Source organism: Piscinibacter sp. (genome assembly GCF_050175855.1).
GTDB lineage: Bacteria > Pseudomonadota > Gammaproteobacteria > Burkholderiales > Burkholderiaceae_C > Piscinibacter.
In genome coordinates, this window is sequence record NZ_JBFXIO010000164.1 from 1 (window position 1) to 10,500 (window position 10,500).

The following is a 10,500-nucleotide window of genomic DNA, read 5'->3' on the forward strand; positions in this document are numbered from 1 at the left end:
GCGGTCTCGACGAGGATCGACGGAACGTCCGGGGCCTTCAGCACCGCGAAGCCGGCCTGCTCGACCCGCGGCTTGTGCAGCTTGCCGACGCGCCCGATGCGCCCGAGCACCTCGCGGCCGAGCTTGAGGCTGTCCTTGATCTGCGCGGTGGTGCTCATGTCCAGCAGCGTGCGCATCACGTCGGCGTGGCGGTTCTTCACGTTGATGCCGCCCACCAGGTCGGCGGCATTCTCCTTGTCGGCCAGCCAGCGCGCCGCGGTGCTGGTGGCGCCGCCGTCGCTGAGCACGTAGACCGAGGCGCCGCGCGCCTGGCGGTTGATGAAGGCATCGGCATGGATCGAGACGAACAGGTCGGCCTGCACGCGGCGCGCCTTGCGCACGCGGTCCTGCAGCGGCACGAAGAAGTCGCCATCGCGCGTGAGCATGGCGCGCATGCCGGGCCGGGCGTTGATGCGCTCGCGCAGCGCCAGCGCGATGGCCAGCACGACGTCCTTCTCGCGCAGGCCGGTCGGGCCGACCGCGCCCGGATCCTCGCCGCCGTGCCCGGGGTCGAGCGCGACCACGATCAGCCGGTCGATCTTCTCCTTGGCCATCGGCGGCAGCGGCTTGGGCGCCGGTGTCTGCTGGGGCGCGCGCGGGGCCGGCGCCTGGGCCAGCGGCGGCTTGTCCATGCGGCCGATGAACTCGCCCAGCGCATCCTGCACCGCCTGCGCGGCCTGCTGCTCGGAGCGCTGCTTCTCCTCGATCAGCGCGAGCAGCGGGTCGCGCTCCTGCGTGGGGTAGAGGTCGAACACCATGCGGTGCTGGTAGGCCGCCACCGGCGCGAGCGTGAACAGCTGCGGCGCCGTGGCCTGCTTGAGGTCGATCACCAGGCGCACCACGCGCGGCTGGTTCTGGCCCACGCGCACGCCGGCAATGAAGGGGTCGTCGGACTGCACCTTGCCGACGATCTCGCGCAGCGCGGGGCTCAGTTCCAGTCCGTCGATGTCGATCACCAGCCGCGGCGGGTTCTGGGCCAGGAAGTGGCGCTCGGTCAGCGCGGTGTCCGATTCGATGGTGACGCGGGTGTATTCGTCGGCCGGCCACACGCGCACCGCGACGATGCTGGCGCCGCGCGCAATCTCGGCGCTGCCCAGCAGCAGCACCAGCGAGCCCATGGTGCGCAGGGCGTGACGTCGCGTCGCGCTCATGGCAGCAACTCCATGCCGCGCGGCGTGCACGCCGCGAGCGTCACCTGCCGCGCTTCATGCGCGAGCGGCTCGATGTCCAGGCGCAGGTCGGGCTCGGGCAGCAGGCCCTCGGCCTTCTCCGGCCATTCGGCGAGCTTGAGGCCGCGGCTGGCGAAGACGTCGCGGAAGCCCGCGTCCTCCCACTCCTGCGGATCGTTGAAGCGGTAGAAGTCGAAGTGCCAGACCATGCCGCCGGGCAGTTCGTAGGGCTCCATCACCGCATAGGTGGGGCTCTTCACGCGGCCGGCCACGCCGAGCGCGTGCAGCAGGTGGCGGGCGAAGGTGGTCTTGCCGGCGCCCAGCGGGCCGTGCAGTTCGACGAAGGCGTCGCGCAAGGCGGGCACGGCGGCCAGGGCGCGGGCGGTGGCCTCGCAATCGGCCTCGTCGGCCCAGTGCAGCGTGCGGCTTCCTAGAATCGTCAAATGAGCGTCGATCGCGAGTTGGACGGGCCGGCCCTGCTCGCGCAACTGCGCGGATGGGCCGAGGCGGAGGGATTTTCCCAGATCGGAGTCGCCGACGTGGACCTGGGTTCCGCGGAAGCGGGTCTCGTCGACTGGCTCTCCAACGGATTCCACGGCTCGATGGCCTACATGGCCGCGCACGGCCTCAAGCGCGCGCGGCCGGCCGAGCTGGTGCCGGGCACGCTGCGCGTGATCACCGCGCGCATGGACTACCTGCCGCGATCGACGCCCGATGGCTGGCAGGCGATCGAGTGGCAACGCCTGGCGCGTCCCGGCGAGGCGGCCGTGTCGATCTATGCGCGCGGCCGCGACTATCACAAGGTGCTGCGCCAGCGCCTGCAGCGTCTGGCCGACCGGCTGGCCGAGGTCGTCGGCCCGTTCGGCCACCGCGTCTTCACCGACTCGGCGCCGGTGATGGAAGTCGAGCTGGCCGCGAAGAGCGGCATCGGCTGGCGCGGCAAGCACACGCTGGCGCTGCACCGCGAGGGCGGCTCGATGTTCTTCCTCGGCGAGATCTACGTCGACCTGCCGCTGCCGACCACCGCGCCGGTCGAGCCGCACTGCGGCAGCTGCAGCGCCTGCATCGACATCTGCCCGACGCAGGCGATCGTGGCGCCTTACCGGCTCGACGCGCGGCGCTGCATCTCCTACCTCACCATCGAGCACGACGGGCCGATCCCTGTCGAATTGCGCGCGGCGATGGGCAACCGCATCTACGGCTGCGACGACTGCCAGCTGGTCTGTCCCTGGAACAAGTACGCGCGGCGATCGACGCTGCCCGACTTCGACGTGCGCGAGCCGCTCGACAGTGCGACGCTGCTCGAACTCTGGCGCTGGGGCGAGGCCGAGTTCCTGAGCCGCACGGAGGGCAGCGCGATCCGCCGCATCGGCCACGCCCGCTGGCAGCGCAACCTGGCGGTGGCGATGGGCAACGCGCTGCGCGCCGGCCTCGACGCCGGCATCGCCCAGGCGCTGCGTGCAGCGCGCGAGGGCAGCAGCGAGCTGCTGCGCGAGCACATAGCCTGGGCGCTGGCGCCGCGCTGAATGCCCTCAGGCCAGCGCCTGCAGCGCCAGCAGGGCCAGCGGCAGGCCGGCCATGCCGATCAGCGTGGACAGGGTGACGAGGCCGGCCACGAAGCTGCCGTCGCCGCCCATGCGGGCGGCCAGCACGTAGGCGCTGGACGCGGTGGGCAGGGCCGCGAAGGCCACCACGATGGCCTGCTGTGCCGGCGGCATGGCCAGCGCAATGCTCATCGCGATCGCCGCGGCCGGCAGGATGGCGTGGCGGATCGACAGGAAGGCGCCGGCCAGCCAGGGCGCACGCTTGAGGCCGCCGAAAGTCAGCCCGGCACCCACCGCCATCAGGCCCAGCGGAAGGGCTGCCCCGCCGATGCGCACCAGCGTGGTGGTGGCGAGGTCCGGAAGGCGGATGCCAAGCAGGTTGCAGGCGAGGCCGGCAGCGGTGCTCAGGATCAGCGGGTTTTTCGCCAGCTCGCGCCAGAAGCCGTGGCCGCCATGGCGCGCCAGCGGCCACACCGCGGCGATATTGCACAGCGGCACGCACAGCGCCACCAGCAGCGCCACCCAGGCCACGCCCTGGATGCCGGCCAGCCGCTCGGCCAGCGCCAGGGCCACGTAGGAGTTGAAGCGGAAGGCCACCTGCGCGCCCGAGGCGTGCAGCTTCGGGTCGACGCCGGGCCATCGCTTCAGCGCATAGGCCAGCGTCACGCCCAGTGCCACCACGCCCAGCCCGCAGGCCGCCAGCGAAGCAGCCGCCGCGGGCTGCAGCGGGTAGCGCAGGATGGCGCTGAACAGCAGGGCCGGAAAGAGCAGGTAGTAGACCAGCCGCTCGACACCGTCCCACACTGGGCGGTTCAGCGGCGTATGGCGGCAGACCAGCCAGCCGATCACGATCAGGGTGAAATCGGGCAGCAACAGCAAGGCATCGGGCATGATCCGAGTGTGCCAGCGGGCGCATCCGACTCAGGGCAGACCCTGTGCGTGATTCCCACAGCCGGGGTGGTCCGCCGCTGGTGCAGCATCGCCTCTGAAGGCGGCCCCTGGAACCTCCTCGATCGCCCAAGCACCAAGCCCCGATGAATCGACTTCGCACGCTCGCGCTGACCGGATTGCTCGCCGCCTCGATGGGCGCTCAGGCCGCCGTCATCGAGGGCCAGCAGTTCGACGACCGCATCCGGCTGGCCGACACCGAACTGGTGCTCAACGGCGTGGGCCTGCGTGCCGTGGCCTGGTTCAAGGGCTACGCGGCGGGGCTCTACCTCGGCCGGACCGCCCGCACCGCCGACGCCGCGCTGGCCGCGCCAGGCCCGAAGCGGGTGCGCATGAAGATGATGGTCGAGGTCGAGTCCAAGGAGTTCGCGAAGGCCTTCGGCAAGGGCATGAAGCGCAACCTCAGCGTCGCCGAGCGCGACGCCCTGGCCGACCGCATCGAGCGCTTTGACCGCACCGTGCTGGCGCTGGGCGTGCTGAAGAAGGGCGACGTGGTCGACCTCGACTGGCTGCCCGCACGCGGCCTGGTGCTCAGCGTCAACGGCAAGGCGCAGGGCGAGCCGTTCGCGGGCGAACCCTTCTACGCCGCCATCCTCAAGATCTTCATCGGCCCCGACCCGGTCGACAAGAGGCTCAAGGCCGGTCTGCTCGGCCAGCCCTCCACCTAGTCTCGCTCCCTGCTCTCAACCCTCAAAAGGAGAACCACCCATGCTTCGTCGAAACCTCCTCGCTGCGGCCGCGCTGGCCATGCTGGGCGCCTCGCCCGCGGTCTGGGCCCAGGCCTTCCCGAGCAAGCCGGTGCGGCTGGTCGTTCCGTTCGCTCCGGGCGGCACCACCGACATCGTGGCGCGGATCATTTCCGAGAAGATGGGCGCGGCGCTCGGCCAGACGGTGGTGGTCGAGAACAAGGCCGGTGCCGGTGGCGTGATCGGCGCGCAGGAGGTGGTGAAGGCCGCGCCGGACGGCTACACCCTGAGCATGGCCACGGTGTCGACCACCGCCGCCAACCCGGCCATCAACCCGAAGATCCCCTACGACCCGGTGGCCGATTTCGTGGCCATCACCAATATCGCAGCCACGCCCAACCTGATCGCGGTGCATCCGAGCTTCCCGGCCAAGGACTACAAGACCTTCATGCAGGTGGTCAAGAGCAGCCCGGGCAAGTACAGCTACGCGAGCTCGGGCACCGGCGGCATCGGCCACCTGCAGACCGAGCTGTTCAAGAGCCTGTCGGGCACCTTCATCACCCACATCCCCTACCGCGGCGCCGGCCCGGCGCTGAACGACACCGTGGCCGGCCAGGTGCCGATCATCTTCGACAACCTGCCCTCGGCGCTGCCGTTCGTGAAGGACGGCCGCCTGGTGCCCATCGTCGTCGCCGCGCCGCAGCGACTGGCCGCGCTGCCCAATGTGCCGACCTTCAAGGAGATGGGGCTGGAGCCGGTCAACCGCATGGCCTACTACGGACTGCTGGCACCCAAGGGCACGCCGAAGGAAATCGTCGACAAGCTGCACGCGGCCGCGATGACCGCGCTCCAGGACCCGACCGTGCGCCAGAAAATCGAGGCGACCGGCTCGCTGATCGTCGGCAATACGCCGGCCGAGTTCGCCGAGCAGATCAAGGCCGAGCTGGCGGTGTACAAGAAGGTCGTCGCGCAGCAGAAGCTCTCGCTGTAATCTCCCGCTCCGAGCGATCCCCGAAAGCCACCTGCGGGTGGCTTTTCCGTTGATGACCCCGAGCACCGAGACGATAGACCGCTTCGCCGACGCGCTGTGGATCGAGGACGGCCTGGCCCCCAACACGCTGGCGGCCTACCGGCGTGACCTGTCGATGCTGGCCGAGTGGCTGGCGCGCGAACACGGCCGCGAGCTGGTGTCTGCCACCGAGGCCGATCTGCTCGGCTACGCGGTGGCGAGGCACGCCGGCAGCAAGGCCAGCTCGGCCAACCGCCGCCTGACGGTGTTCAAGCGCTTCTTCCGCTGGGCGCTGCGCGAGCACCTGGTCAGCGCCGACCCAACGCTGAAGATGAGCACGGCCAAGGCGCCGCTGCGCGTGCCCAAGACGCTCTCGGAGGCTCAGGTGGAGGCGCTGCTCGCCGCGCCCGACGTGGCCACGCCGCTGGGCCTGCGCGACCGCACCATGCTCGAGCTGATGTACGCCAGCGGCCTGCGGGTGAGCGAGCTGGTGACGCTGAAGACCGTGCACCTGTCGCTCACCGACGGCGCGCTGCGCGTCACCGGCAAGGGATCGAAGGAGCGCCTGCTGCCCTTCGGCGAGGAAGCGCGGGCCTGGCTGGATCGCTACCTCGCCGAGGCGCGCGGCGAGATCCTGCAGGGGCAGGCCAGCGACGCGCTGTTCGTCACCGCGCGCGGCGGCCCGATGACGCGGCAGATGTTCTGGAAGCTCATCAAGGCCCATGCGCTGCGCGGCGGGGTGAACGTGCCGCTGTCGCCGCACACGCTGCGCCATGCCTTCGCCACGCACCTGCTCAACCACGGCGCCGACCTGCGCGCGGTGCAGATGCTGCTCGGCCACGCCGACATCTCCACCACGACGATCTACACCCACGTGGCGCGCGAGCGTCTCAAGTCGTTGCATGCCCAGCATCACCCGCGTGCTTGACTTGCGCTAACCTCGCGCCCATGCGCTACATGCTGCTGATCGTCGAGCCGCCCGGCCAGCGGGCCACCCGCACGCGTGCCGAAGGCGAGGCCGCCTACGCGGCCATGCAGGCCTTCGGCGAACGCTTGCGCGAGCGCGGGCAACTGGTCGCCGTGGAGTCGCTCGCGTCGCACGCCCAGGCCGCGCGAGTGCAGCGCCAGGGCGAGAAAGTGAGCGTGGTCGACGGCCCCTTCGCCGAGGCGAAGGAGATGATCGGCGGCTTCTTCATGATCGACGTGGCCAGCCGCGACGAGGCGCTGGCCATTGCCGCCGACTGCCCGGCGGCGCAGTGGTGCCCGGTGGAAGTCCGACCGCTGGCGCCTTGTTTCGACGAATCGGTCTGAGTCGGCCTGAGTCGGCCTGAATCGGTTCACGGCCGGCCTGTCGAAAACGCCGGACACCGTTCGTCGTGGGGATGAGCGGGGCAAAGGGCTCCGCCGCAGACTGCAAGGAGCACCCATGCGCTACATGATCATCGTGCGGGCCACACCCATGTCGGAGGCGGGCATCATGCCCGAGGACCCGAAGCTGCTGCAGGACATGGCCAGCTACCACGAGGAACTGGCCAAGGCCGGCGTGCTGCTCGACGGCTCCGGCCTGCGGCCGAGTTCCGAGGGCTGGCGCATCGGCTGGGGCGGCCATGCCAGGCCGGTGCTGACCGATGGCCCCTTCGCCGAGACCAAGGAGCTGATCGCCGGCTACACGATCATCCAGGTGCGCTCGCGCGAGGAGGCGCTGGAGTGGTCGCGCCGCTTCCCGCGCCCTTTCCCGGAGGGCGTGGACTGCGAGATCGAGGTGCGCCGGCTCTACGAGCTGGAGGACTTCGGCACCGACCCCGCGCTGGACCGCATGCGCGAGATCGGCCTGGGCACCGGCGAACGCTGAAGGAGGCCGCGATGGCACGCCAGATCTTCGTCAACCTGCCGGTCAAGGACATGGCGCGCACGCGCGCCTTCTTCACCGCGCTGGGCTTCTCCTTCAATCCGCAGTTCAGCGACGACAAGGCGCTGTGCATGGTGATTGCCGACGACATCTACGCGATGCTGCTGTCGGAACCCTTCTTCCAGGGCTTCACCAAGAAGCCCGTCGCCGACGCTAAGAAGAGCACCGAGGTGCTGGTGGCGCTGTCGTGCGAAAGCGTCGCCGAAGTCGACGAGATGGTCGCCAAGGCGCTGGCCGCCGGCGGGCGCGCGCCGGTGGAACGCAAGGACCATGGCTTCATGGTCCAGCACGGCTTCGAGGACCTTGACGGCCACCAGTGGGAGGTGTTCTGGATGGACCCGAACGCCGCGCCGCCGCAGGGCTGATGGCGCAGGCCACGCACGGCGCCATCGAGGCGGTCTGGCGCATCGAGCGCTCGCGCATCGTGGCAGGTGTGGCGCGCCTGGTGCGCGACGTCGGCCTGGCGGAGGATCTGGCGCAGGACGCGCTGATCGCCGCGCTGGAGCACTGGCCGCGCGAGGGCGTGCCCGACAACCCCGGGGCCTGGCTGATGACCACCGCGAAGCACCGCGCGCTCGACCGCCTGCGCCGCGACCAGAACCTGGCGCGCAAGCTGGAGGAGATCGGCCTCGACCTCGAGGCGCAGCAGGCCCTGGTGGTGCCCGACTTCGTCGATGCGCTGGATGCGAAGCGTGCCGACGAGATCGGCGACGACCTGCTGCGGCTGATCTTCACCGCCTGCCACCCGGTGCTCTCGCTCGAGGCCCGGCTGGCGCTGACGCTCAAGTTGCTCGGCGGCCTGACCACCGCCGAGATCGCGCGCGCCTTCCTGGCCAGCGAGCCGACCATCGCGCAGCGCGTCGTGCGCGCCAAGCGCACGTTGGCCGAGGCGCGCGTGCCCTACGAGGTGCCGCGCGGCGATGAACTGCGTGCACGCCTCGGCTCGGTGCTGGAGGTGATCTACCTGATCTTCAACGAGGGCTACACCGCCACCGCGGGCGACGACTGGATGCGGCCCGCGCTGGTGCAGGAAGCACTGCGGCTCGGCCGCGTGCTGGCCGGGCTGGCCGGCGACGAGCCCGAGGTGCACGGGCTCGTGGCGCTGATGGAACTGCAGGCCTCGCGATCGGCGGCGCGCATCGACGCGGAAGGCCGGCCGGTGCTGCTGATGGACCAGGACCGCGGCCGCTGGGACCGGCTGCTGATCCGCCGCGGCCTGGCGGCGCTGGAGCGCGCCGAGGCGCTGTGTGGTGCGCGTGGCGATTCGCTCGGCGCCTACGCCCTGCAGGCCGGCATTGCCGCCTGCCACGCCCGTGCGGCCACGCCGCAGGCCACGGACTGGCCACGCATCGTCGCCCTGTACGACGCGCTCGCCGAGGTGTCGCCTTCACCGGTGGTGGCGCTCAATCGCGCGGTGGCGGTGGGGATGGCCTTCGGCCCGGCCGAAGCCTTGCCGCTGGTGGATGCCCTGCTCGCCGAGCCGGCGCTGAAGAACTACCAGTGGCTGCCGAGCGTGCGCGGCGACCTGCTCGCCAAGCTCGGCCGGCCGGAGGAGGCGAGGGCGGAGTTCGAGCGGGCGGCTGCGCTCGCGGCCAACCTGCGCGAGCGCGAACTGCTGCTCGATCGCGCCCGCGCGATGGCCGACGCCGCGCTCAGGCGACCGTGACCGGAATCTTGCCGATCTTCGCCTGCCACTCCTTCGGCCCGGTGTTGTGCACGCTGATGCCCTGGGCATCGACGGCCACCGTCACCGGCATGTCGGCGATCTCGAACTCGTAGATCGCTTCCATGCCGAGGTCGGCGAAGCCCACCACCTTCGACTTCTTGATCGCCTTCGACACGAGGTAGGCCGCGCCGCCCACCGCCATCAGGTAAGCGCTCTTGTGCTTCCTGATCGCCTCGATGGCCACCGGGCCGCGTTCGGCCTTGCCGATCATCGCGATCAGGCCGGTCTGCGCCAGCATCATCTCGGTGAACTTGTCCATGCGCGTGGCCGTGGTCGGGCCGGCCGGGCCGACCACTTCGTCGCGCACCGGGTCGACCGGGCCGACGTAGTAGATGACGCGGTTGGTGAAATCCACCGGCAGCTTCTCGCCCTTGGCCAGCATGTCCTGGATGCGCTTGTGCGCGGCGTCGCGGCCGGTGAGCATCTTGCCGGACAGCAGCAGCGTGTCGCCCGGCTTCCAGCTGGCAACCTGCTCCTTGGCGAGCGTGTCGAGGTTGACCTTCTTGCTCTGGTTGTAGTCGGGCTGCCAGTGCACGTCGGGCCACAGGTCGAGGCTGGGCGGATCCATGTAGGCCGGGCCCGAGCCGTCGAGCACCACGTGGGCGTGGCGCGTGGCGGCGCAGTTGGGGATCATCGCCACCGGCTTGCTGGCCGCGTGGGTCGGGTAGGTGGCGATCTTCACGTCGAGCACGGTGGTCAGGCCGCCCAGGCCCTGCGCGCCGATGCCCAGCGCGTTGACCTTCTCGTACAGCTCGATGCGCAGTTCCTCGAGCTTGTTGCTCGGGCCGCGCTGGAGCAGGTCGAACATGTCGATCGGCTCCATCAGCACCTCCTTGGCCAGCAGCATCGCCTTCTCGGCGGTGCCGCCGACGCCGATGCCCAGCATGCCCGGCGGGCACCAGCCGGCGCCCATGGTCGGCACCGTCTTGAGCACCCAGTCGACCAGGTTGTCGCTCGGGTTCATCATGATGAACTTGCTCTTGTTCTCGCTGCCGCCGCCCTTGGCGGCCACCGTCACGTCGAGCGTGTTGCCCGGCACCACCGTCATGTGGATCACGGCCGGTGTGTTGTCCTTGGTGTTCTTGCGATCGAACAGCGGGTCGGACAGCACCGAGGCGCGCAGGGTGTTGTCGGGGTCCAGGTAGCCGCGGCGCACGCCGTCGTTGACCGCGTCTTCGATGCTGCCGGGGAAGCCCTCGAAGCGCACGTCCATGCCGATCTTGAGGAAGACATTGACGATGCCGGTGTCCTGGCAGATCGGCCGGTGGCCCTCGGCGCACATCTTCGAGTTGGTCAGGATCTGCGCGATCGCGTCCTTGGCCGCCGGGCTCTGCTCGCTGGCATAGGCGCGCGCCAGGTGCTCGATGTAGTCGGCCGGGTGGTAGTAGCTGATGTACTGCAGCGCGGCCGCGACGCTGTCGACGAGGTCGGCATATCGGATGGTGGTGGTCATGGCGGGGTCCGTTCTGG

The 10,500-nt window shown here is 70.3% G+C and carries 12 protein-coding genes; 8 read left to right on the forward strand and 4 right to left on the reverse strand.

What is annotated here, in order from left to right:
* Together AB7U92_RS13655 and tsaE are read right to left on the reverse strand one after the other, a co-directional pair.
* On the reverse strand, nt 1–1,190 hold a 1,190-nt coding region (locus AB7U92_RS13655; protein ID WP_428577640.1), incomplete at its 3' end, for an N-acetylmuramoyl-L-alanine amidase.
* The gene (tsaE, locus tag AB7U92_RS13660) at nt 1,187–1,651 is read right to left on the reverse strand and encodes a tRNA (adenosine(37)-N6)-threonylcarbamoyltransferase complex ATPase subunit type 1 TsaE (RefSeq protein ID WP_428577643.1); all 465 of its coding nucleotides are present in this window, start codon (nt 1,649–1,651) and stop codon (nt 1,187–1,189) included. The genes AB7U92_RS13655 and tsaE, both read right to left, overlap by 4 nt.
* On the opposite strand from tsaE, the gene queG reads away from it, so the two are divergent.
* A complete protein-coding gene (gene queG / locus AB7U92_RS13665; protein ID WP_428577646.1) occupies nt 1,652–2,734 on the forward strand; it encodes a tRNA epoxyqueuosine(34) reductase QueG in 1,083 nt (360 codons plus the stop codon).
* Nucleotides 2,735–2,740: 6 nt separating this feature from the next.
* Here queG and AB7U92_RS13670 read toward each other — a convergent pair whose 3' ends face one another.
* Nucleotides 2,741–3,643, reverse strand: a complete 903-nt coding sequence (locus AB7U92_RS13670; RefSeq protein WP_428577649.1) for an AEC family transporter — start codon at nt 3,641–3,643, stop codon at nt 2,741–2,743.
* Nucleotides 3,644–3,786: 143 nt separating this feature from the next.
* Here AB7U92_RS13670 and AB7U92_RS13675 point away from each other — a divergent pair, with 143 nt between their 5' ends.
* The 7 genes from AB7U92_RS13675 (at nt 3,787) to AB7U92_RS13705 (ending at nt 8,970) form a co-directional block, all read left to right on the forward strand.
* A complete protein-coding gene (locus AB7U92_RS13675; RefSeq protein WP_428577652.1) occupies nt 3,787–4,368 on the forward strand; it encodes a chalcone isomerase family protein in 582 nt (193 codons plus the stop codon).
* Between the two features lie 40 nt (nt 4,369–4,408).
* Nucleotides 4,409–5,377, forward strand: a complete 969-nt coding sequence (locus tag AB7U92_RS13680; protein WP_428577654.1) for a tripartite tricarboxylate transporter substrate binding protein BugE — start codon at nt 4,409–4,411, stop codon at nt 5,375–5,377.
* 52 nt (nt 5,378–5,429) lie between these two features.
* Nucleotides 5,430–6,323 carry a site-specific tyrosine recombinase XerD gene (gene xerD / locus AB7U92_RS13685; RefSeq protein ID WP_428577656.1) on the forward strand — a complete coding sequence of 298 codons (894 nt, stop codon included), beginning with the start codon at nt 5,430–5,432 and terminating at the stop codon, nt 6,321–6,323.
* 20 nt (nt 6,324–6,343) lie between these two features.
* Entirely contained in the window at nt 6,344–6,706 is a 363-nt protein-coding gene (locus AB7U92_RS13690) for a YciI family protein (protein ID WP_428577659.1), read from the forward strand.
* A gap of 115 nt (nt 6,707–6,821) precedes the next feature.
* A complete protein-coding gene (locus AB7U92_RS13695; RefSeq protein ID WP_428577661.1) occupies nt 6,822–7,247 on the forward strand; it encodes a YciI family protein in 426 nt (141 codons plus the stop codon).
* Nucleotides 7,248–7,258: 11 nt separating this feature from the next.
* A complete protein-coding gene (locus AB7U92_RS13700) occupies nt 7,259–7,669 on the forward strand; it encodes a VOC family protein (RefSeq protein ID WP_428577662.1) in 411 nt (136 codons plus the stop codon).
* Nucleotides 7,669–8,970: an RNA polymerase sigma factor gene (locus tag AB7U92_RS13705; protein ID WP_428577664.1), complete on the forward strand. Its 1,302-nt coding sequence runs from the start codon at nt 7,669–7,671 to the stop codon at nt 8,968–8,970. The genes AB7U92_RS13700 and AB7U92_RS13705 overlap by 1 nt, the downstream gene beginning before the upstream one ends.
* Here AB7U92_RS13705 and AB7U92_RS13710 read toward each other — a convergent pair.
* Entirely contained in the window at nt 8,957–10,483 is a 1,527-nt protein-coding gene (locus tag AB7U92_RS13710; protein WP_428577666.1) for a fumarate hydratase, read from the reverse strand. The two genes, AB7U92_RS13705 and AB7U92_RS13710, sit on opposite strands and share 14 nt — an antisense overlap.
* Nucleotides 10,484–10,500 lie beyond the last annotated feature (17 nt).